The 21,764-nt window shown below is 57.4% G+C and carries 19 protein-coding genes; 1 reads left to right on the top strand and 18 read right to left on the bottom strand.

Going from position 1 to position 21,764, the window contains the following annotated elements; all coding sequences use genetic code 11:
• Positions 1-164: 164 nt before the first annotated feature.
• The 8 genes from C1J05_RS02325 to rpsL all read right to left on the bottom strand — a co-directional run bounded on the left by C1J05_RS02325 (position 165) and on the right by rpsL (position 6,602).
• Positions 165-461, bottom strand: coding sequence for a 50S ribosomal protein L23 (locus C1J05_RS02325; protein ID WP_114868854.1), 297 nt, complete (start codon positions 459-461; stop codon positions 165-167).
• Positions 458-1,075: a 50S ribosomal protein L4 gene (gene rplD, locus C1J05_RS02320; protein WP_114868853.1), complete on the bottom strand. Its 618-nt coding sequence runs from the start codon at positions 1,073-1,075 to the stop codon at positions 458-460. Before rplD ends, C1J05_RS02325 begins: the two co-directional genes overlap by 4 nt.
• Positions 1,072-1,938, bottom strand: a complete 867-nt coding sequence (gene rplC, locus C1J05_RS02315) for a 50S ribosomal protein L3 (protein ID WP_114868852.1) — start codon at positions 1,936-1,938, stop codon at positions 1,072-1,074. Before rplC ends, rplD begins: the two co-directional genes overlap by 4 nt.
• Before the next feature lie 18 nt (positions 1,939-1,956).
• Positions 1,957-2,271, bottom strand: a complete 315-nt coding sequence (gene rpsJ, locus C1J05_RS02310) for a 30S ribosomal protein S10 (protein ID WP_108838874.1) — start codon at positions 2,269-2,271, stop codon at positions 1,957-1,959.
• Between the two features lie 94 nt (positions 2,272-2,365).
• Complete coding sequence (gene tuf, locus C1J05_RS02305; protein WP_114868835.1) at positions 2,366-3,541, bottom strand: elongation factor Tu; 1,176 nt, start codon at positions 3,539-3,541, stop codon at positions 2,366-2,368.
• A gap of 59 nt (positions 3,542-3,600) precedes the next feature.
• The gene (gene fusA / locus C1J05_RS02300) at positions 3,601-5,724 is read right to left on the bottom strand and encodes an elongation factor G (protein WP_114868851.1); all 2,124 of its coding nucleotides are present in this window, start codon (positions 5,722-5,724) and stop codon (positions 3,601-3,603) included.
• Between the two features lie 23 nt (positions 5,725-5,747).
• A complete protein-coding gene (rpsG, locus tag C1J05_RS02295; RefSeq protein WP_114868850.1) occupies positions 5,748-6,218 on the bottom strand; it encodes a 30S ribosomal protein S7 in 471 nt (156 codons plus the stop codon).
• Positions 6,219-6,230: 12 nt separating this feature from the next.
• A complete protein-coding gene (gene rpsL, locus C1J05_RS02290) occupies positions 6,231-6,602 on the bottom strand; it encodes a 30S ribosomal protein S12 (RefSeq protein ID WP_011570072.1) in 372 nt (123 codons plus the stop codon).
• 342 nt (positions 6,603-6,944) lie between these two features.
• Between rpsL and C1J05_RS02285 the strand changes: the two genes are divergently transcribed.
• Positions 6,945-7,754 carry a putative rhamnosyl transferase gene (locus C1J05_RS02285; RefSeq protein ID WP_114868849.1) on the top strand — a complete coding sequence of 270 codons (810 nt, stop codon included), beginning with the start codon at positions 6,945-6,947 and terminating at the stop codon, positions 7,752-7,754.
• Here the strand turns inward: C1J05_RS02285 and C1J05_RS02280 are convergent.
• The 10 genes from C1J05_RS02280 to secE all read right to left on the bottom strand — a co-directional run bounded on the left by C1J05_RS02280 (position 7,743) and on the right by secE (position 21,628).
• Positions 7,743-8,609, bottom strand: a complete 867-nt coding sequence (locus C1J05_RS02280; RefSeq protein ID WP_114868848.1) for a DMT family transporter — start codon at positions 8,607-8,609, stop codon at positions 7,743-7,745. The two genes, C1J05_RS02285 and C1J05_RS02280, sit on opposite strands and share 12 nt — an antisense overlap.
• Positions 8,610-9,416 (bottom strand): glycosyltransferase, encoded by an 807-nt coding sequence (locus tag C1J05_RS02275; RefSeq protein WP_114868847.1) that lies wholly within the window; start codon positions 9,414-9,416, stop codon positions 8,610-8,612. It abuts the gene before it with no gap.
• A 118-nt stretch (positions 9,417-9,534) separates the two neighbouring features.
• Positions 9,535-13,776, bottom strand: coding sequence for a DNA-directed RNA polymerase subunit beta' (rpoC, locus tag C1J05_RS02270; RefSeq protein WP_114868846.1), 4,242 nt, complete (start codon positions 13,774-13,776; stop codon positions 9,535-9,537).
• 53 nt (positions 13,777-13,829) lie between these two features.
• Positions 13,830-17,966: a DNA-directed RNA polymerase subunit beta gene (gene rpoB, locus C1J05_RS02265; RefSeq protein WP_114868845.1), complete on the bottom strand. Its 4,137-nt coding sequence runs from the start codon at positions 17,964-17,966 to the stop codon at positions 13,830-13,832.
• A 239-nt stretch (positions 17,967-18,205) separates the two neighbouring features.
• Positions 18,206-18,586, bottom strand: coding sequence for a 50S ribosomal protein L7/L12 (gene rplL / locus C1J05_RS02260; RefSeq protein ID WP_114868844.1), 381 nt, complete (start codon positions 18,584-18,586; stop codon positions 18,206-18,208).
• A gap of 73 nt (positions 18,587-18,659) precedes the next feature.
• A complete protein-coding gene (rplJ, locus tag C1J05_RS02255; protein WP_114868843.1) occupies positions 18,660-19,175 on the bottom strand; it encodes a 50S ribosomal protein L10 in 516 nt (171 codons plus the stop codon).
• Between the two features lie 269 nt (positions 19,176-19,444).
• A complete protein-coding gene (gene rplA / locus C1J05_RS02250; RefSeq protein ID WP_114868842.1) occupies positions 19,445-20,143 on the bottom strand; it encodes a 50S ribosomal protein L1 in 699 nt (232 codons plus the stop codon).
• 1 nt (position 20,144) lies between these two features.
• Positions 20,145-20,570 (bottom strand): 50S ribosomal protein L11, encoded by a 426-nt coding sequence (rplK, locus tag C1J05_RS02245; RefSeq protein WP_114868841.1) that lies wholly within the window; start codon positions 20,568-20,570, stop codon positions 20,145-20,147.
• 103 nt (positions 20,571-20,673) lie between these two features.
• The gene (nusG, locus tag C1J05_RS02240) at positions 20,674-21,207 is read right to left on the bottom strand and encodes a transcription termination/antitermination protein NusG (RefSeq protein ID WP_114868840.1); all 534 of its coding nucleotides are present in this window, start codon (positions 21,205-21,207) and stop codon (positions 20,674-20,676) included.
• 223 nt (positions 21,208-21,430) lie between these two features.
• Positions 21,431-21,628 carry a preprotein translocase subunit SecE gene (gene secE / locus C1J05_RS02235; protein ID WP_114868839.1) on the bottom strand — a complete coding sequence of 66 codons (198 nt, stop codon included), beginning with the start codon at positions 21,626-21,628 and terminating at the stop codon, positions 21,431-21,433.
• Between the last annotated feature and the right edge of the window lie 136 nt (positions 21,629-21,764).

Below are 21,764 nucleotides of genomic sequence, written 5' to 3'. Positions count from 1 at the left end.
TGTCTTCCGTTTAGCTTCGGCGGGTGTTTCCCGCCGTGCGAGAGATGTCTCGCTATGTTGAAGGCCCCCGAAGGTGCCCGTGTTATAGGGCCCCGAAGGTCCCCGGCTTTAAACGGTCATGGCCCCGGTAAAAACCGGGGCCAGACCAGATTCGTGGCTCACTATCAGAGACCGGTGGTCACGTCGATAGTGTTTCCCTCTTCGAGGGTGACATAGGCCTTTTTCACGTCTTTGCGCTTGCCCAACTGGCCGCGGAACCGCTTGACCTTGCCTTTTGTGATCGTGGTGTTCACCGCTTTCACCTTGACCCCGAACAGCGTTTCAACCGCTTCCTTGATCATCGGCTTGTTCGCTTCCATCGCCACTTCGAACACAACCGCGCCGTTTTCGGATGTCATGGTTGCCTTTTCAGTGATGATCGGCTTGCGGATCACATCGTAATGTTCGTGCTTGGCAGTCATTTCAAACGTGCCTCCAGTGCTTCGATACCCGCTTTGGTGATCACCAGGGTGTCACGCTTGAGGATATCATAAACGTTTGCACCCATTGTCGGCAGGATATCCAGACCTTCAATGTTGCGTGACGCCTTCAGGAACTCTTCGTTCACCGACGCGCCGTCGATGATCAAAACGCGCTTCCAGCCCAGATCCTTGACCTGCTTCGCCAAAGCGGCAGTTTTACCGTTCGAGGCCGCTTCGTCGATCACAAACAGCTGACCGGCCGCCATTTTGGCGGACAGGGCATGTTTGAGACCCAACTTGCGGAACTTCTTGGGCAGATCGTGGCCGTGGCTACGCGGTGTCGGGCCTTTGTAAACGCCACCCCCGCGGAAGATCGGTGCAGAGCGTGCGCCGTGACGTGCGCCACCGGTGCCTTTCTGACGATAGATCTTCTTGGTTGAATAGCTGACTTCGGACCGGGTCTTGACCTTGTGTGTGCCGGCCTGCGCATTGTTGCGCTGCCAGCGGACGACGCGGTGCAGGATGTCGGCGCGCGGCTCCAGACCGAACAGGTCCTCGGCCAGATCGACGCTTCCGGCTTTCTTGCCGTCCAGTTTGATGACGTCGAGTTTCATTCTTCGCCTTCCTTCTTCTGAGCTTCGGCAGCTTCTGCCTCGGCAACCGTATCAGGCTTTGCTTCCTCGGCGGCAGCAGCCTCTATTGCGGCGGCTTCGGCTTCTGCGGCGGCGGCTGCCGCGGCTTCGGCTTCGGCGGCAGCTTCGGCAGCAGCGGCTTCGGCAGCGGCGGCGGCTTCTGCGGCAGCAGAGCGCAACCCGGCGGGCAGAATGGCATTTTCAGGGAACGGCTTTTTCACCGCGTCCTTGATTGTCACCCATGCGCCTTTGGACCCGGGAACAGCGCCCTTGATCATGATGATGCCACGGTCGGCATCTGTTTTCACGACCTGAAGGTTCTGCGTGGTCACTTTGGCAGCGCCCATGTGGCCGGCCATTTTCTTGCCTTTGAAAACCTTGCCGGGATCCTGACACTGGCCGGTCGAACCGTGCGAACGGTGCGAGATCGAAACACCGTGCGATGCACGCAGACCGCCAAAGTTGTGGCGCTTCATCGCACCCTGAAAACCCTTGCCGATCGATGTGCCGGACACGTCGACGAACTGGCCTTCAAAGTAATGATCTGCAGTGATTTCCTCGCCGACATTGATCAGGTTTTCAGCGGCAACGCGGAATTCCGCGACTTTACGCTTGGGTTCAACCTTGGCGGCGGCAAAGTGGCCGCGCATTGCCTGGCTGACACGTTTCACCTTGGCGGTACCTGTGCCCAGCTGAACAGCGGAATATCCGTGCTGGTCTGCCGTGCGTTGGGCCACAACCTGAAGATTGTCGAGTTGAAGAACGGTGACAGGGATCTGCTTGCCGTCTTCCATGAACAGCCGGGTCATGCCGACTTTTTTTGCGATAATACCAGAGCGCAACATATCTGGTGCCCTCCTAAATTACGATTGCAACTTGATCTCGACATCCACACCAGCGGCCAGGTCGAGCTTCATCAGCGCGTCTACGGTCTGGGGGGTCGGATCAACGATGTCGAGCAGACGCTTGTGCGTGCGGATCTCGAATTGGTCACGGGATTTCTTGTCAACGTGGGGACCACGCAGAACAGTGAATTTCTCGATCTTGTTCGGCAGCGGGATGGGCCCGCGCACCGATGCGCCCGTACGCTTGGCAGTGTTGACGATCTCTTGGGTGCTGGCGTCCAGTACCCGATAGTCAAATGCCTTGAGCCGGATACGAATATTTTGGCTTTGCATGTCTTCAGCCTTTCAGCGGCTTTAGAGTTGATAGGTGGACCACCGGCTCATCCGGTGGCCCACGTCGAACCCGAAGGTTTTTTCTTGGTCCCGCTTACGCGAGGATTTTGGACACGACGCCGGCGCCGACGGTGCGGCCGCCTTCGCGGATGGCGAAACGCAGGCCCTGTTCCATCGCGATCGGCGCGATCAGTTCAACGCCAAAGGACACGTTGTCGCCCGGCATCACCATTTCCGTACCTTCGGCCAGTTGGACCGTGCCTGTCACATCCGTGGTGCGGAAGTAGAACTGCGGACGGTAGTTGGCAAAGAACGGCGTGTGACGGCCACCCTCTTCCTTGGTCAGGATATAGGCTTCCGCCTCGAACTTGGTGTGCGGTGTCACCGAACCCGGCTTGCACAGAACCTGACCGCGCTCAACGCCGTCACGGTCCACGCCGCGCAGCAGCGCGCCGATGTTGTCACCCGCTTCACCGCGATCCAGCAGCTTGCGGAACATTTCAACACCGGTACAGGTGGTTTTCTTGGTGTCGCGGATGCCGACGATTTCAATCTCGTCGCCCACGTTGATCACGCCACGCTCCACACGGCCGGTCACAACCGTACCACGGCCAGAGATCGAGAACACGTCCTCGACCGGCATCAGGAACGGCTGGTCTACCGCACGCGCGGGTGTCGGGATGAATTCGTCAACCGCCGCCATCAGCGCACGGATCGAGTTCTCGCCGATCTCGGGATCCCGGCCTTCCATCGCGGCCAGAGCCGAGCCGGGAATGACCGGAATGTCATCGCCCGGATAGTCATAGGACGACAGCAGTTCGCGGATTTCCATTTCGACCAGTTCCAGCAGTTCCGCGTCGTCCACCTGATCCACCTTGTTCATGTAGACAACCATGTGCGGGATGCCGACCTGACGGCCCAGCAGAATGTGCTCGCGCGTTTGCGGCATCGGGCCATCGGCTGCGTTCACAACAAGGATCGCGCCGTCCATCTGCGCCGCGCCGGTGATCATGTTCTTCACATAATCCGCGTGACCAGGGCAATCCACGTGCGCGTAGTGGCGCGCATCTGTTTCATACTCAACATGCGCTGTCGAAATCGTGATCCCGCGCGCCTTCTCTTCCGGCGCACCGTCAATCTGGTCATAGGCTTTGAAATCGCCAAAATACTTCGTAATCGCAGCCGTCAGCGTCGTCTTGCCGTGGTCAACGTGACCAATCGTGCCAATGTTAACGTGCGGTTTATTGCGTTCAAACTTTGCCTTAGCCATGGTGGCCTCCTTCAGTGTTCAAGGCTGTTCGGGGCAGTGCCCGAACAGCGGTTATTCGATTAGGCGTATTTTGCCTGAATTTCGTCAGAGATATTCTGCGGCACCGGTTCGTAGTGGTCGAACTGCATGGTAAAGTTCGCACGACCCGACGACATGGAGCGCAGTGTGTTGATGTAGCCGAACATGTTGGCCAGCGGCACAAAGCAGTCGATCGCGATGGCGTTGCCACGTGTATCCTGCCCCTGTACCTGACCGCGACGCGAGGTCAGATCGCCGATGATGCCGCCGGTGTATTCTTCCGGTGTCACCACTTCGACGCGCATGATCGGTTCGAGCATTTTGGCGCCCGCCTTTTTCATGCCTTCGCGCATGCCCATGCGGGCCGCGATTTCAAACGCCAGAACCGACGAGTCAACATCGTGGAACTTACCGTCCAGCAACGCGACCTTGAAGTCGATCACAGGGAAGCCGGCCAGAGGTCCGCTGTCCATCACCGACTTGATGCCTTTTTCAACACCCGGGATGTATTCCTTGGGCACGGCACCACCGACGATGCGCGATTCAAACGAATAGCCTTCGCCCGGTTCTGTCGGCGAAATCAGCAGTTTGACTTCGGCGAACTGGCCTGAGCCACCCGACTGTTTCTTGTGGGTATAGGCATGTTCGACTTCGCGGCTGATGGTTTCACGATACGCCACTTGCGGTGCACCGATGTTCGCTTCGACCTTGAATTCGCGTTTCAGGCGGTCCACCAGAATATCAAGGTGAAGTTCACCCATGCCTTTCATGATGGTCTGACCGGATTCGATGTCGGTTTCGACGCGGAACGACGGATCTTCAGCCGCCAGACGTGCCAGACCTTGCGACATTTTTTCCTGGTCTGCCTTGGTTTTCGGCTCCACGGCAATCTCGATCACAGGATCGGGGAAAGTCATGGTTTCCAGTACCACCGGATCTTTGGGATCCGACAATGTGTCACCTGTCGTGGTGTCTTTCAGACCGGCCAGCGCGATAATGTCGCCGGCAAACGCTTCTTCGATCTCTTCGCGGTTGATCGAGTGCATCATCATCATCCGGCCAACGCGTTCTTTTTTGCCTTTGGTCGAATTCAGCAGTGTGTCGCCTTTTTTCAGCACGCCGGAATAGATGCGTGTGAATGTCAGCGAGCCGACAAAGGGGTCGTTCATGATTTTGAACGCCAGACCCGAGAACGGCATCGCATCATCCGCGCGGCGCGGAATATCACGTGTTTCCGTTTCGTCGCCGGGTTTGAAGCCCATGTAATCGACAACGTCCAGCGGGCTGGGCAGGAAATCGATCACGGCGTTCAGCAGCGGCTGGACACCCTTGTTCTTGAAGGCAGAGCCACACAGAACAGGAATGAACTTGATCCCGAGAGTACCCTTGCGGATCAGTTTGCGCAGCGTGTCCACGTCAGGCTCGGTGCCTTCCAGATACGCTTCCATCGCATCGTCGTCCATGTCGACGGCGATTTCGATCATGTTGGCGCGCCATTCTTCGGCCTGGTCCTTCAGGCTGTCACGGATCGGCTTTTTGACCCAGGACGCGCCCAGATCTTCGCCTTCCCAAACCCATTCTTCCATGGTGATCAGGTCAACGATGCCTTCCAGTTCGGTTTCAGCACCAATCGGGATTTGCACCGGGCACGGCGTCGCGCCGGTCCGGTCCTTGATCATTTTCACACAGTTGAAAAAGTCCGCGCCGATTTTGTCCATTTTGTTGACGAACACGATCCGCGGCACTTTGTACCGGTCGGCCTGACGCCAAACGGTTTCTGTTTGCGGCTCGACGCCGGCGTTGGCATCCAGAACGGCAACCGCGCCATCCAGAACAGCCAGCGACCGTTCGACTTCGATTGTAAAGTCAACGTGGCCGGGTGTGTCGATGATGTTCATCCGGAACTTCGTGTCGGATGTCCCTTCGGCGGTCGGCTCTTCCTGACGCTGCCAGAACGTGGTTGTCGCAGCAGACGTGATGGTGATACCACGCTCCTGCTCTTGCTCCATCCAGTCCATTGTGGCTGCGCCATCATGCACTTCGCCGATGTTGTGGGACTTGCCGGTGTAAAACAGGATCCGCTCGCTGCAGGTGGTTTTGCCTGCGTCGATATGGGCCATGATGCCGAAGTTACGGTAACGGGTTAACGGATAGTCGCGTGCCATGGGTCAGTGCCTCAGTGTAAAATTTACCAGCGGTAATGGCTGAATGCTTTGTTCGCATCGGCCATCTTGTGGGTGTCTTCGCGCTTTTTCACAGCGGAACCACGGGAATTCACAGCATCCAGCAGCTCGCCGGCAAGGCGTTCTTCCATTGTGTTTTCGTTGCGCGACCGCGCGGCTTTGATCAGCCAGCGGATGGCAAGCGCCTGACGGCGCTCGGGGCGCACTTCGACCGGAACCTGATAGGTGGCACCACCCACACGGCGCGAACGAACCTCGACAGAGGGCTGGATGTTGTCCAGCGCTTCGTGGAACACTTCGACGGGTGCGCGTTTGATCTTGTCTTCGACACGATCCAAGGCGTTATACACGATGGTTTCGGCAACCGACTTTTTACCGTCGATCATCAGGTTATTCATGAATTTGCTCAGAACCAGATCGCCGAATTTGGCGTCGGGCAGAATTTCGCGCTTCTCAGCGGCGTGACGACGGGACATACCAGTCTCTCCTTACTTCGGACGCTTGGCGCCGTATTTCGAACGACGTTGTTTACGATCTTTAACGCCTTGCGTGTCCAGAACACCCCGCAGGATGTGATAGCGCACACCGGGAAGGTCTTTGACACGACCGCCGCGGATCAGAACAACCGAGTGTTCCTGAAGGTTGTGGCTTTCACCCGGAATATAGCTGATGACCTCAAACCCGTTTGTCAGGCGCACTTTGGCAACCTTCCGCATGGCCGAGTTCGGCTTTTTCGGTGTTGTTGTATAAACCCGTGTGCAGACGCCGCGCTTTTGCGGGCACTCTTGCAGGTGCATGGATTTCGAGCGTTTAATTTTCGGCTGGCGCGGTTTGCGGATCAGCTGTTGTATCGTTGGCATTCCGGTTCTTTCCCCGTTTCGCAACACATGTGTCATGCGGGGCGGCCCCGCGGTTTCAAATCACTCACTTTACGCGTCCGCAAAGCGAAAAGACCGCCACGTTTCCGTACCGGGGAAACGACGCGGTGGGCTTACAGAGGATCGGACCAGCATTAGGTCGGATCGTGACCACTTAAGTTCTGATTTCGGACAGAAAGGGCGAACCCTTGTTCCGAGATAGCGCGCGTATAGGGGGAGTCGCACCCCCTGTCAACAGCCCCTCGCCGCTTGCGTGCGCGACACAGCCCTGCAATGTTGACATAGGCGGGTTTAAACCAAACCCAGGCAGGAGCGACGGACAAAATGCAGGTGATCGGGCTTTGCCGTTTTTCATATCCCGGACTTGGCGGGTTTCAGGTGGAACATGACGATCTGCAATCCCGTATCGCGTATCTTTATGATGAAACTCGGTTGGAGGAAAGGTTCCGGTTTTTCGAAACCTTCACCCTGCCCTGCCTGCGCGCCCAGACAGATCCCGATTTCACCTATCTGATCGTGATGGGAGAGTCCTTGCCCCAAGCAGATCGCCAGCGGCTTGAGGCGCTGGTTGCGGACATGCCGCAGGTGGTGGTGCAGGCCCATCCGCCGGGCCGGCACCGGCAGGTGATGCGCGACGCCATCAATTCTGTCCGCAAATCTGATGCCGAACCCTGTTTGCAATTCAGGCTGGATGACGATGATGCCGTTGCAACCAGCTTTATCGCGCAGCTTCGCCAGGCGGCCGCCGATGTGGCGGGCCTGCTGCGTGACAACCGCCATATCGCGATTGATTTCAATCAGGGGTACATCGCCCAGCCCGGACCGGAAGGCATTTCAGCCTGTGCGATCCGGAAACCCTATTGGACTGCAGGGCTTGGGTTCATGTTTCGCCCCGATGTCGATCTGTCGGTGATGAATTTCAGCCATCAGGCGGTTGTGCGCCGGATGCCGACCGTGACGTTCAGCGGCACCGACATGATGTTGCGCGGCCACAATGATTTTAACGATTCCCGCCAAAAGCCGAATGTGCAGCCCGTCACGCTGGCACCGCTGGACGCTGCGGGCGAAGCTCTGTTCCAAGAGACGTACAACATCAGCGCCGATCATGTGCGGCGCGTGTTTTCAACGCCGTAACAGCGCCCGTTCGCGATAGAGCGAAAACAGCCCTGTCGATACGACGATGCCCGCGCCCAGCAGCGTCAGCGGCGTTGGCCAGTCGCCGAACATGAACCATCCCAGCACCAGCGCCCAGACCAGCCCGGTATAGCGGAACGGGGCCACGAACGACACATCGCCCGCACGCATAACCATCACGCTGAACAGGTAACCGCCCAGAATAAAGAAAGAGGCCGCGGCGATCAGTTTGGCATTATGTGCGGATACCGGCGCCCAGTCGGCGCCAAGCGATGCAAGACCTGCGACGGTTGTGATAGTCAGGGACGCAACCAGTGTCACTGTCATTGACGGCACACCCGAGGACAGTTTGCGCGTCGACAGATCGCGCACAGTCACGCAGGCCACCGCCCCCAGCGCGTAAAGCGCATATATGTTGAACCCGTCAGGTCCGGGACGGACGATCAGCAACATTCCGGCAAACCCGACGATAATGGCCAGCATCCGCCGCCAGCCGATGGTTTCACTGAACACCAGCGCACTGGCCAGCGTCACGGTCAGCGGCAACACCTGCAGCACCGCCGTGACATTCGCCAGCGGCATATTGAACAGCGCCGTCAGAAAGAAATAGGTCGCGCCGATTTCGGCACTGCTGCGCAGGGCGATCAGGCCCCAATCGCGCCGCGCGATACGCAGGTGGATCGTGCCCAGATACCGCGCCAGACCGAAGATTAGAACCGATGCCAGAACGCCGCGCAGAAACACCAACTGGAACAGGGGAATGTCACCGTTCGTCAGCTTCATGAAGGCATCGTTCAGGGTAAAGGCCGCCATGCTGATCATCATGAACAACGCGCCTTTAAGGTTTGCAGACATTCAAAGCGCCTTGAGATCGGTCAGGGACAGCGCGAAATGGCGCCGCAGGTTGCGATCTATCACATCATCCCCCTGTTTGCGTGTGATCCCCATCTGGGTCGGTCTGGATTTGTTGTCACCGTGAATTGTCCGGATAAAACCCGGCATAGAAATATCGGAATAGAGATTAAAGTGCTGCGCCAGCGCGCGGTGGTTGTAACGATAAGGGTTACGGGCAAACCCGACAGGCGCCAGCAGCGCGGTGCCCGTAGACAGGGGCGCGCGTTCGCAGGCATCGAACACATCAACCGCGCCGCCCGTCAGATCAGCGTAATAGCCGCGGTTAAAGGAAATCGCGGTTGGCAGATCGGGGTTGCCCAGCGCCAGCAACCCATTGGCAAGACGTTTGGTCCGTTCCACAAACCCCAGATCAACCGCATCATCATCATCCAGTCGGAACAGGATCTTGTGGCTGGCATCCCCTGTCGGGACGGATTTATAGCCTTGTTTGATCAACTGGTAATGCCGTTCGGTCCCGACCGGCCGGCAGGTGATATGCGGATAGGGTGCCAGCAGCGTTTCCAGCCGCTTTTTGTATACTTCCGGCATCGTTTCGGCGGTCAGCACAACGCAGTGAAAATCCGGATCGGTTTGCTGCACGAGCGACGGCAGGCACAGGTTTTCGAACAGGCGGAACCGCAGAGCCATCCGGTCATCGGAAAACAGGTGCTCTGCCGCCTTGTCGAGTGTTGGAAAACGTTCGGAATAATAGGTGGGCGTCAGGACAGAAAACCGCAGCAAGCCGATCATGATCGTCTTATGTGTCATCCCGTTCCCCAATTGTGCAGATGTGTCCGCGCCTACAAAGCACGTCTTTTCGGACAAAGAAAACCCCCCGCATCACGGTGGATGCGGGGGGCAAAAGTTTCTCAGTTCGGGGCGCGGATCAATCGCGGCTGTCGGTGCTTTCGACAACCGTATCGAACACATCGCCACCTACCACATCATCCTCGGCCGGGGCCGCTAGGGCGGCGGCGGCTTCGGCTTCTTCGCGGCGGGCCTCGATCACGACGTTGTCGCGATCTGTTGCGATCTTGCGAACGTGCTGGGTTGCCCCGCCTGTACCGGCAGGGATCAGGCGGCCCACGATCACGTTCTCTTTCAGGCCGACCAGTTTGTCACGTTTGCCCTGAACCGATGCTTCGGTCAGAACCCGCGTGGTTTCCTGGAACGACGCCGCCGAGATGAACGACCGTGTCTGCAAAGACGCCTTGGTGATTCCCAGAAGGATCGGTTCGCCCGAAGCAGGGCGCCCGCCTTTCTTGATCGCCTTGGCGTTGGCCTCTTCAAACTCGGCCTTGTCGACATGCTCGCCTTTCAGCAGCGTGGTTTCGCCGCTGTCCAGAATTTCCCATTTCTGGAGCATCTGGCGCACGATCACTTCGATATGCTTGTCGTTGATCTTAACACCCTGAAGGCGATAGACGTCCTGAACCTCGTCGATCATGTAATCGGCTAGCGCTTCGACACCCATGATGGACAGGATGTCATGCGGCGCGGGATTGCCGTCCATGATGTAATCGCCCTTCTGGATAAAGTCGCCTTCCTGCACCGGAATATGCTTGCCCTTGGGCACCATGTATTCCGCCGGATCAAGGCTTTCGTCCGCAGGTTCGATGCTGATGCGACGCTTGTTCTTGTAGTCACGTCCAAAGCGCACATAGCCGTCGATTTCGGCGATGATCGCGTGGTCTTTGGGGCGACGTGCCTCGAACAGTTCGGCCACACGCGGCAGACCACCGGTGATGTCCTTGGTCTTGGCGCCTTCCCGCGGAATACGCGCGACAACGTCACCGGCTGCGATTTCCTGGCCGTCTTCGACCGACAGAACCGCATCGACCGACATCGGATAGGTCACCGGATTTCCCGCATCGTTGCGGACCGGTTCGCCATCTTCACCCACCAGAATGATCTCGGGCTTAAGCTCGTTGCCCTTGGGGGCCGCGCGCCAGTCGATCACGATCTTCTGGGTCATGCCGGTGGCATCATCGGTTTCGTCGCGCACGGCGATGCCCGATACCAGATCGACATATTTGGTTGTGCCGGACTTTTCGGCAATGATGGGCAGCGTGTAGGGATCCCATTCAAACAGTTTGTCGCCGCGGGTAACGGTATCGCCCTCTTTGATAAACAGTTTGGTGCCGTAACCCAGTTTGTGATTGGCGCGTTCTTCACCGTTTTCGTCAAGGATAGACATTTTCATGTTCCGGCCCATGACCATGGTTTCACCCGCCGAGTTTTTCAGCGTCTGGGCGTTTTCAAAGGCGACTTTACCGGATTGCGATGCTTCCTGGAACGATTGTTGTCCGCCCTGTGCCACGCCGCCAATGTGGAACGTCCGCATTGTCAGCTGTGTACCGGGTTCACCGATCGACTGTGCGGCGATGATGCCCACGGCTTCGCCGGTGTTGACCATTGTACCGCGTGCAAGATCACGACCGTAACACATCGCACACACGCCTTCTTCGGCCTCGCAGGTCAGCGGGCTCCGGATGCGGGCGCTTGCAACGGCTGCCTCGTCGATGGCATCGGCCATCAATTCGTCGATCATGGTGCCGCGTGCAACCAGCACCTCTTCGGTTCCGGGGCGCAGGATATCTTCTGCGGCGACACGGCCCAGCACACGTTCGGCCAAGGACGCAACAACCTCACCATCGTTCACCGCAGCTTCGGCGGTGATCGAGGCATCGGTTCCGCAATCGCGCATACGCACGATGCAGTCCTGTGCCACGTCCACCAGACGCCGCGTCAGATAGCCCGAGTTGGCCGTTTTCAGGGCCGTATCGGACAGGCCCTTGCGCGCACCGTGTGTCGAGTTGAAGTATTCAAGAACGGTCAGACCTTCCTTGAAGTTCGAGATGATCGGCGTTTCGATGATGTCGCCGTTCGGCTTGGCCATCAGGCCGCGCATGCCGCCCAGCTGTTTCATCTGGGTCACAGAACCACGCGCACCGGAGTGAGCCATCATGTAAACCGAGTTCGGCTCCATTTCGGCACCCGCTTCGTCGCGGCGGCTGGCCGAGATCGACCCCATCATCGCTTCGGTGACCTTGTCGTTACATTTGGACCATGCATCGACGACCTTGTTGTACTTTTCACCCTGAGTGATCAGGCCATCCATGTACTGTTGTTCAAAGTCTTTCACCTGTTCGCGGGTTTCATCCACGATCGGCCATTTGGTATCGGGGATCAGCATGTCGTCCTTGCCGAACGAAATGCCCGCCTTGAACGCCTCGCGGAAGCCCATAGTCATGATCTGATCACAGAAAATGACCGATTCCTTCTGTCCGCAATAGCGGTAGACGGTATCGATGACCTGCTGCACTTCTTTCTTGCGCAGCAGACGGTTGACCAGGCTGAACGGTGCCTTGGCATTCAGCGGCAGCAAGGCCCCCAGACGCACGCGGCCCGGCGTGGTGTCAAAGCGCACCTGCACTTCGTTGCCTTCGTCATCGATTTGCGGAATGCGCGCCACGATCTTGGAGTGCAGGTGTACGACACCGGCATCCAGTGCGTGCTGCACTTCTTCGATTGATGCAAACGACATGCCTTCGCCGACCATGCCTTCGCGTTCCAGCGTGGTGTAGTAAAGGCCAAGGATCATGTCCTGCGACGGAACAATAATCGGTGCGCCGTTGGCGGGCGACAGAACGTTGTTTGTCGACATCATCAGCACACGCGCTTCCAACTGCGCCTCAAGGCTCAGCGGGACGTGCACGGCCATCTGGTCGCCGTCAAAGTCGGCGTTGAAGGCCGAACACACCAGCGGGTGCAGCTGGATCGCCTTGCCTTCGATCAGAACGGGTTCGAACGCCTGAATACCAAGACGGTGCAGCGTAGGCGCACGGTTCAGCATGACGGGATGTTCGCGGATGACTTCATCCAGAATATCCCAGACTTCGGGGCGTTCTTTTTCGACCAGCTTCTTGGCCTGTTTCACAGTGCTGGACAGGCCTTTGGCTTCAAGACGCGAATAGATGAACGGCTTGAACAGTTCGAGCGCCATCTTTTTGGGCAGACCGCATTGGTGCAGTTTGAGTTCCGGCCCAGTCACAATGACCGAACGACCCGAAAAGTCGACGCGTTTACCCAAGAGGTTCTGACGGAACCGGCCTTGTTTGCCCTTCAGCATGTCAGACAGCGATTTCAGCGGGCGCTTGTTGGCACCGGTGATCACGCGGCCACGGCGGCCGTTGTCAAACAGAGCGTCGACAGATTCCTGCAACATCCGCTTTTCGTTGCGCACGATGATATCAGGCGCACGCAGTTCGATCAGACGCTTAAGACGGTTGTTCCGGTTGATCACACGACGATAGAGATCGTTCAGGTCGGACGTGGCAAAGCGGCCACCATCCAGCGGCACCAGCGGGCGCAGTTCCGGCGGGATCACTGGGATCACGGTCAGAACCATCCATTCCGGGCGGTTGCCCGATTCAAGGAAGGATTCAACCACTTTCAGGCGCTTGATGATCTTCTTGGGCTTCAATTCGCCAGTGGCTTCGGCCAGATCGGCGCGCAGTTGGTCTGCTTCGGCTTCCAGATCGATCTGGGCCAGCATTTCACGGATCGCTTCGGCACCGATATTAGCGGTAAACGCGTCCATGCCATAGGCATCCTGCGCGTCCATATACTCTTCTTCGGTCATCATCTGACCATAGGTCAGGTCCGTCAGGCCGGGTTCGATCACCACATAGTTTTCGAAATAAAGAACCCGTTCCAGATCGCGCAATGTCATGTCCAGCATCAGGCCGATGCGGGAGGGCAGCGATTTCAGGAACCAGATATGCGCAACGGGAGCGGCCAGTTCAATGTGGCCCATCCGCTCGCGGCGGACCTTTTGCAACGTTACTTCGACGCCGCATTTTTCGCAGACAACACCGCGGTATTTCATGCGTTTGTATTTGCCGCACAGACATTCGTAATCTTTGATCGGGCCAAAGATACGCGCGCAGAACAGGCCGTCACGTTCGGGTTTGAATGTGCGGTAGTTGATGGTTTCGGGTTTTTTGATCTCGCCGAAGGACCAGCTCAGAATACGCTCGGGCGAGGCCAGCGATACTTTGATCTCGTCAAACACCTTGGGCGGCGTCAGCGGGTTAAACGGGTTGTTTGTCAGTTCCTGGTTCATTTTCAATTCCTTGAATTGGGAGCGTGGAGAGTGAGATGACGGGGATTAACCCGTCACTCGTCTTCCTCCGCATCCAGGAGTTCCATGTTCAGGCCAAGGCCGCGGACTTCTTTAACAAGCACGTTAAAGCTTTCCGGAATACCGGCTTCAAAGTTGTCTTCGCCTTTGACGATGCTTTCATAGACTTTCGTCCGTCCGGCCACGTCATCCGATTTCACGGTAAGCATTTCCTGCAGGGTATAGGCCGCGCCGTACGCTTCCAGCGCCCAGACTTCCATTTCCCCGAACCGCTGGCCACCGAACTGCGCTTTACCGCCCAACGGCTGTTGGGTGACAAGGCTGTATGGCCCTGTTGAACGCGCGTGGATTTTATCGTCCACAAGGTGGTGCAGTTTCAGCAGGTATTTCACGCCGACGGTCACAGGGCGGGCAAACTGCTCGCCGGTGCGGCCATCAAACAGAACCGACTGGCCCGATGTATCAAAGCCCGACCGCACAAGCGCGTCGTTCACATCGGCCTCTTTTGCACCGTCAAAAACGGGCGTTGCAATCGGCACGCCGTGGGTAACGTTCCCTGCCGCTTCGATCAGGGCGTCTTCGTCCATGCCGGCAATGCCTTCATCGTAGACATCATCGCCATAGGCCAGTTTCATCGCCTCACGGACCGGTGTCAGATCGCCAGAGCGCTTATATTCCTTAAGCGCTTCGTCGATGTTCACACCCAGGCCGCGTGCGGCCCAGCCCATATGCGTTTCCAGAATCTGGCCGACGTTCATGCGCGACGGCACGCCCAGCGGGTTCAGACAGAAATCAACCGGCGTTCCATCTGCAAGGAACGGCATGTCTTCCATCGGGACAACCTTGGAAATCACACCCTTGTTGCCGTGACGGCCGGCCATTTTGTCGCCCGGTTGCAGCTTGCGCTTTACCGCCACGAACACCTTGACCATTTTCATCACGCCCGGGGGCAGATCATCGCCACGGCGGACTTTTTCGACCTTGTCCTCAAAACGGGCATCAAGAGCGCGCTTTTGCACCTCGTACTGCTCGTTCAGGGCCTCGACGATCTGGGCGTCCTTTTCGTCTTTCAGGGCCAATTGCCACCACTGGCTGCGGATCAGCATTTCCAGCATGTCTTCGGTGATTTCAGACCCGGCTTTGACACCTTTGGGGCCTTTGACAGCCACTTTGCCCAGAATAAGCGTTTTCAGACGCGCATAGATATTGCGATCCAGAATGGCCAGCTCGTCGTCCCGGTCACGGGCCAGACGTTCGACTTCTTCACGCTCGATCTGCAGGGCGCGTTCGTCTTTTTCCACACCGTGGCGGTTAAAGACGCGCACTTCCACGACCGTACCGAAGTCACCCGGCTTCACGCGCAGCGATGTATCGCGCACGTCCGATGCCTTCTCACCAAAGATGGCGCGCAGCAGTTTTTCTTCCGGCGTCATCGGGCTTTCGCCCTTGGGGGTGATCTTGCCCACCAGAATATCGCCCGGTTCCACATCCGCGCCGATGTAAACGATGCCCGCCTCGTCGAGGTTGCGCAGCGCTTCTTCGCCGACGTTGGGAATGTCGCGGGTGATCTCTTCCGGCCCAAGCTTGGTGTCACGGGCGGCGACTTCGAATTCCTCGATGTGGATCGAGGTGAACACGTCATCCCGCGCGATCCGCTCGGAAATCAGGATCGAGTCTTCGTAGTTGTAGCCATTCCACGGCATGAACGCGACAACGACGTTCTTGCCAAGCGCCAGTTCACCGATATCGGTGGACGGACCATCGGCAATCACTTCGCCTTTCTGTACCATGTCACCCACTTTGATCAGCGGACGCTGGTTGATACAGGTGTTCTGGTTCGACCGCTGGAATTTGCGCATGCGGTAAATGTCCACACCCGCATCGCCCAGTTCCAGATCTTCGGTCGCGCGCACAACGATACGTGTCGCATCGACCTGGTCGATGATGCCACCGCGTTTGGCCATGATGGCCGCGCCGGAATCCCGTGCCACAACTTCTTCGATGCCGGTCCCCACCAACGGGGCTTCGGCCTGCAACAGCGGAACCGCCTGACGTTGCATGTTCGATCCCATCAGGGCGCGGTTGGCGTCATCGTTTTCCAGGAACGGGATCAGCGATGCAGCAACCGACACCAACTGTTTCGGGCTGACGTCAATCAGATCGACGTTTTCCGACGGCGCAAGCGTGTAATCGCCCGACTGACGAGTCGACACCAGATCGTTCTTGAACTTGCCGCTTTCGTCCAGCTGCGCGTTGGCCTGTGCCACAGTGTGGCGCATTTCTTCGGTCGCGGACATATAGTGGACTTCGTCTGTCACCTGACGGTCTTTGACGACGCGATAAGGTGTTTCGATAAAGCCGTATTTGTTCACGCGGGCAAAGGTGGCCAGCGAGTTGATCAGACCGATGTTCGGACCTTCCGGCGTTTCAATCGGACACATCCGGCCATAGTGGGTCGGATGCACGTCGCGCACTTCGAAGCCGGCGCGTTCGCGGGTCAGACCGCCCGGTCCAAGCGCGGACAGGCGGCGCTTGTGCGTCACTTCGGACAGCGGGTTGGTCTGGTCCATGAACTGCGACAACTGGCTGGAGCCAAAGAATTCGCGCACGGCGGCGGCTGCCGGTTTGGCGTTGATCAGGTCCTGCGGCATCACAGTATCGATCTCGACGCTGGACATGCGTTCTTTGATCGCACGTTCCATCCGCAACAGACCGACGCGGTACTGGTTTTCCATCAGTTCGCCAACCGAACGCACACGACGGTTTCCAAGGTGGTCGATATCGTCGATATCGCCCTTGCCGTCGCGCAGTTCGACCAAGGCCTTGATGCAGGCCACGATGTCTTCCTTGCGCAGGGTGCGCTGGGTGTCTTCCGCATCCAGATCAAGACGCATGTTCATTTTGACACGGCCCACTGCGGACAGGTCGTACCGTTCGGAATCAAAGAACAATGTGTCAAACAGGGCACTCGCCGCTTCGACGGTAGGCGGTTCACCCGGACGCATGACGCGATAGATATCCATCAGCGCGGTTTCGCGGTTCAGGTTCTTGTCGGCGGCCATGGTGTTGCGCATGTAGGGACCGACATTGATGTTGTCGATGTCCAGAACCGGAATGTCGGTGATACCCGCATCCATCAGTTCCTTGACCGACCCACCGATCAGATCGCCGCCCTTGTCGTATTCAAGCGTCAGCTCATCGCCCGCTTCGACATAGATCGCGCCGGTTTCCTCGTTGATGATGTCCTTGGCAACAAAGCGGCCAACGATATTTTCGAACGGAACTAGCAGATCCTTGACCTTGCCGTCGTCGATCAACTGCTTGACCGCGCGCGGCGTCACTTTCTTGCCGGCTTCGGCAATCACTTCTCCGGTTTTTGCATCGACCAGATCATAGGTCGGGCGGGTGCCGCGCACGCGCTGCGGGAAGAACGGCGTGACCCAGCCTTTGCCTTTTTTCAGCTTGAACGGGATGGTTTCGTAATACGCATCCATGATCGCTTCCTGGTCCATGCCCAGCGAATACAGCAGGGTGGTCACAGGCAGTTTGCGGCGGCGGTCGATCCGCGCGAATACGATATCTTTTGCGTCAAATTCAAAGTCGAGCCAGCTGCCGCGATAGGGGATAATGCGGCAGGCGAACAACAATTTGCCCGAAGAGTGGGTTTTGCCCTTGTCGTGATCAAAGAACACACCGGGCGAGCGGTGCATCTGCGATACGATCACGCGTTCGGTGCCGTTCACGACAAATGTGCCGTTCGGCGTCATCAGGGGCATATCGCCCATGAACACGTCTTGTTCCTTGATATCCTTGACCGATTTCGCGCCTGTATCTTCGTCGATATCGAACACGATCAGACGCAGGGTGACCTTGAGCGGAGCGGCATAGGTCATGTCGCGCTGCTGGCACTCTTCCACATCATATTTCGGCTTTTCCAGTTCGTATTTCACGAATTCAAGCACGGATGTTTCGTTGAAATCCTTGATCGGAAAGACCGACTGGAACACACCCATGATGCCTTCCCCTTCGGTCGGGGTATCGGCATCACCGGATTTCAGGAACAGATCATACGAGGATTTCTGGACCTCGATCAGGTTTGGCATCTCCAGAACTTCACGGATTTTGCCATAGTATTTACGAAGACGTTTCTGGCCAAGGAACGATTGAGCCATATCAGGTGTCACCTTTTTTGTTTCTCACCGGACAAGACTGCCGTCGGGCTACGGCATCTCGCCCATACGAGACGGTACGTTTCGATCTATTCATGGCTTCCGTCCCACCGGAGGCCTCCCGATCATTGAACCGCACCTTAGAAAACGCTTTGTCACAAAGCCCTTGCTAAGACAGGTTCGGCTGGGCACGCATTCACGTGCCCAGCCTTCCCATCAGGTCCGGGTTGCCCCGGCACCGATCACTTCAGTTCGACCTCTGCGCCAGCTGCTTCCAGCTTGCCTTTGATCTCTTCTGCTTCTTCTTTGGACGCGCCTTCTTTGACAGCTTTGCCGCCGGCTTCGACCAGATCTTTTGCTTCTTTCAGGCCCAGGCCTGTGATCGAGCGTACTTCTTTGATGACGTTGATCTTGGATGCGCCAGCGGCGACCAGGATAACATCAAATTCTGTTTGCTCTTCAGCTGCCGCGCCGGCGTCGCCACCTGCAGGGCCGGCCATCATCACTGCGCCGCCAGCGGCGGGCTCGATACCGTATTCGTCTTTCAGAATTGTTTTCAGTTCTTGTGCTTCCAGCAGGGTCAGACCAACGATCTCTTCTGCCAGTTTTTTCAGATCAGCCATGATTAGCTCTTTCCGTTTCTACTAAATGTGTTCCAACGACGTAGTTTCAACCACCCGTCGGTCTTTCAGTTGCTCAGGCGGCCGCCTTGTCCTCGATCGTGGACAAGATGGACGCGATGTTGCTAGCAGGTGCGCCAATGGCCCCGGCAATGTTGGATGCAGGTGCACCGATCATGCCAGCGATTGTCGCGATAAGCTCATCGCGCGACGGCATTTTCGATACGGCCTCAACACCGGCCCGGTCCAGAGCGTTCGAACCCATTGCCCCGCCAAGAATCTCAAACTTCTTGTTATCCTTGGCAAAGTCCTCGGCCACCTTGGCTGCTGCCACGGGGTCTTCGGAATAGGTCAGAACGGTCATACCCGAAAGGAAGCTGGCGATGCTTTCGCATGGCTGTCCCTCAAGGGCGATTTTGGCGAGCCTGTTCTTGGCAACACGCACAGATCCACCCGCGTCGCGTGCACGCGCGCGCAGATCCTGCATCTCGGCAACTGTCAGACCGGCGTAGTGGGCTACCACAACGACGCCAGAGCTTTCGAAGATCTGGCCGAGTTCCTCGACCAATTTTTCTTTCTGGGCTCTATCCACAGTTTCACTCCAATTATGGGGGTTTCCCCCCGGCTCAGTTCAGTTCCGGATCAGATCCGGAACGTTTCGGGTCCAACTTCAGGGTCCCGAGGCCAAAATCACCCGAAGGCGAAAAATGTCTCGTTTCCCATCTCAGGAAGGAATTATGCAGCAGATGCCGCACCCTCCGTCTCGGACAGAAGCCGGGCCGGTCGTCTGGCCCAACTATCCGGCACAAAAAGTGCCGAATTCTTGCAGGGTCGCGCGCCGTTCAGTCGGCGCGCCTTCCCTTATTCCGCCATTGCAGAATCAACAGACACAGACACGCCCGGACCCATTGTCGAGGTCAGCGAGATCTTTTTCATATACGTGCCTTTTGATCCGGTCGGCTTGGCCTTGGACACGGCACCAACAAAGGCGCGGATGTTTTCAACCAGTTTGGCCTCGTCAAATGACGCCTTGCCAACACCTGCGTGCACAACTCCGGCCTTTTCGACCTTGAACTGCACTTCGCCGCCTTTGGCTGCTTTCACTGCGTCCGCCACGTCCATTGTAACCGTACCGACCTTGGGGTTCGGCATCAGGTTGCGCGGGCCAAGAACCTTACCCAGACGGCCCACAACAGGCATCATGTCCGGTGTCGCGATGCAGCGATCAAATTCGATCTTGCCGCCTTGCACGATTTCCATCAGGTCCTCTGCGCCAACGATGTCGGCGCCTGCTTCCTTGGCTTCGTCGGCTTTCGGTCCGCGGGCGAATACGGCAACACGCATGGTTTTGCCGGTGCCGTTGGGCAGGCCGACCACGCCGCGCACCATCTGGTCTGCATGGCGCGGGTCAACACCCAGGTTGACCGAGATTTCGACAGTTTCGTCGAATTTCGCGGTCGCATTGCCTTTGATCAGCGCAACGGCTTCTTCAACCGAAAGGTTGTCCTTGCCAGCGAGTGCCGCGCGTGCCGCGACTGTACGTTTTCCAAGTTTCGCCATCTTACTTAACCTCGATGCCCATAGAGTTCGCCGACCCGACGATGATCTTCATCGCGCCTTCGATATCGTTTGCGTTGAGGTCTTTCATTTTCGCCTCGGCGATTTCGCGGACCTGCTTGACGGTGACGCTGCCCACAGTCTCACGCGACGGGGTTTTGGAACCGGATGTCAGACCAGCAGCCTTTTTCAGGTAATGCGACGCCGGCGGCGTCTTGATTTCCATCGTAAAGGACTTGTCCTGGTAATACGTGATCACGGTCGGGCACGGCGCACCGGGCTCCATGTCTGCGGTCTTGGCGTTGAACGCCTTGCAGAATTCCATGATGTTGATACCGCGCTGGCCCAGTGCGGGGCCGACGGGGGGCGATGGGTTGGCTTGACCAGCTTTGACTTGCAGCTTCATCGTGCCGACGAGTTTCTTGGCCATTTGGCCTCTCCTTTTTCAACACCACCCGGACGCGTCGGGGTGGCTTACGGTTGTGTGGTTCGGTCCGGACATCGCGATGCCCTCGCCTCCCACAGTGCTCGACTCAGGATTGTTTCGTGACCTGAGTGAATTCCAGTTCGACCGGTGTTTCGCGTCCGAAAATGGACACGGACACCTTGAGCCGCTGATTGTCGTCATCAACTTCTTCCACAGTACCGTCGAAATCCTCGAACGGACCATCGTTGACCTTTACCTTTTCGCCGACCTCGAAATGGATCAGCGTTCTTGGGGCATCCTCGCCCTCCTGAACACGGTTCAGGATCGCATTTACTTCGGCATCGCGCATCGGCATCGGGCGCCCCTGCGGCCCCAGAAACCCTGTGACGCGGTTGATAGAGTTGATCAGGTGATAGCCCTGATCCGACATCTCCATGCGCACCAGCACATAGCCGGGCATAAAGCGGCGCTCTGTCGTCACCTTCTTGCCGCGCCGCACCTCGATCACCTCTTCGGTTGGCACCAGCACTTCTTCGATATCGTCCTCAAGGTGCTGTTCAGCGACCGAGGTCCGGATTTGTTCGGCGATCTTTTTCTCGAAATTCGAGAGCACGCTAACCGAATACCACCGTTTCGCCATCTGCCAACTCGCCTTTGTTCTTGTACAATTCCGGATCAAACCGGGCCAAAATTCTCACTCAATCACAAGCGGTTACCTGTTCATGATCGCCTGTTCACCCACAATAAAAATCGGCGCGCAGCACGAATCGCAGCACGCCATTGTCTGAAGGTAGGCCGTCACCTAACGCCGCGCTGCAAAATGATCAAGAGGGCAACGGCATTTTTCGCCTGCCAGAACGGGATCAGCCGAAGTAGCCCAGAAGTGTCTGAAGCCCGCCGCGAATGATCAGATCAACCAGCGCAAAGAATACAGCCGTCAGTGCCGCCATGATAAAAACCATGACCGTGGTCAGAAACACTTCGCGACGGGTTGGCCAAATAACCTTGGACACCTCGGCGCGGACTTGCTGAAGGAACTGGAACGGGTTCGACGTGGCCATTTTCGGTATGCTTTCTGCTAGCGATGGGGCGCATGTAACCGGCGACGGCGACGAATTCAAGGCGGCAAAACAGAAATGGCTGACAGACAGGCGCGTTCCCCTTCGTTCAGGTGGCACAAATGTCACCCGGACACGA

The sequence above is a fragment of the Sulfitobacter sp. JL08 genome, assembly GCF_003352045.1.
Lineage (GTDB): Bacteria > Pseudomonadota > Alphaproteobacteria > Rhodobacterales > Rhodobacteraceae > JL08.
This window is presented reverse-complemented; position numbering and strand designations above follow the sequence as displayed.

Coding starts and splice junctions, on each gene's coding strand:
- C1J05_RS02325 (WP_114868854.1), bottom strand. CDS start 461: ATGACTGCCAAGCACGAACATTACGATGTGATCCGCAAGCCGATCATC.
- rplD (WP_114868853.1), bottom strand. CDS start 1,075: ATGAAACTCGACGTCATCAAACTGGACGGCAAGAAAGCCGGAAGCGTC.
- rplC (WP_114868852.1), bottom strand. CDS start 1,938: ATGTTGCGCTCTGGTATTATCGCAAAAAAAGTCGGCATGACCCGGCTG.
- rpsJ (WP_108838874.1), bottom strand. CDS start 2,271: ATGCAAAGCCAAAATATTCGTATCCGGCTCAAGGCATTTGACTATCGG.
- tuf (WP_114868835.1), bottom strand. CDS start 3,541: ATGGCTAAGGCAAAGTTTGAACGCAATAAACCGCACGTTAACATTGGC.
- fusA (WP_114868851.1), bottom strand. CDS start 5,724: ATGGCACGCGACTATCCGTTAACCCGTTACCGTAACTTCGGCATCATG.
- rpsG (WP_114868850.1), bottom strand. CDS start 6,218: ATGTCCCGTCGTCACGCCGCTGAGAAGCGCGAAATTCTGCCCGACGCC.
- rpsL (WP_011570072.1), bottom strand. CDS start 6,602: ATGCCAACGATACAACAGCTGATCCGCAAACCGCGCCAGCCGAAAATT.
- C1J05_RS02285 (WP_114868849.1), top strand. CDS start 6,945: ATGCAGGTGATCGGGCTTTGCCGTTTTTCATATCCCGGACTTGGCGGG.
- C1J05_RS02280 (WP_114868848.1), bottom strand. CDS start 8,609: ATGTCTGCAAACCTTAAAGGCGCGTTGTTCATGATGATCAGCATGGCG.
- C1J05_RS02275 (WP_114868847.1), bottom strand. CDS start 9,416: ATGACACATAAGACGATCATGATCGGCTTGCTGCGGTTTTCTGTCCTG.
- rpoC (WP_114868846.1), bottom strand. CDS start 13,776: ATGAACCAGGAACTGACAAACAACCCGTTTAACCCGCTGACGCCGCCC.
- rpoB (WP_114868845.1), bottom strand. CDS start 17,966: ATGGCTCAATCGTTCCTTGGCCAGAAACGTCTTCGTAAATACTATGGC.
- rplL (WP_114868844.1), bottom strand. CDS start 18,586: ATGGCTGATCTGAAAAAACTGGCAGAAGAGATCGTTGGTCTGACCCTG.
- rplA (WP_114868842.1), bottom strand. CDS start 20,143: ATGGCGAAACTTGGAAAACGTACAGTCGCGGCACGCGCGGCACTCGCT.
- rplK (WP_114868841.1), bottom strand. CDS start 20,570: ATGGCCAAGAAACTCGTCGGCACGATGAAGCTGCAAGTCAAAGCTGGT.
- nusG (WP_114868840.1), bottom strand. CDS start 21,207: ATGGCGAAACGGTGGTATTCGGTTAGCGTGCTCTCGAATTTCGAGAAA.
- secE (WP_114868839.1), bottom strand. CDS start 21,628: ATGGCCACGTCGAACCCGTTCCAGTTCCTTCAGCAAGTCCGCGCCGAG.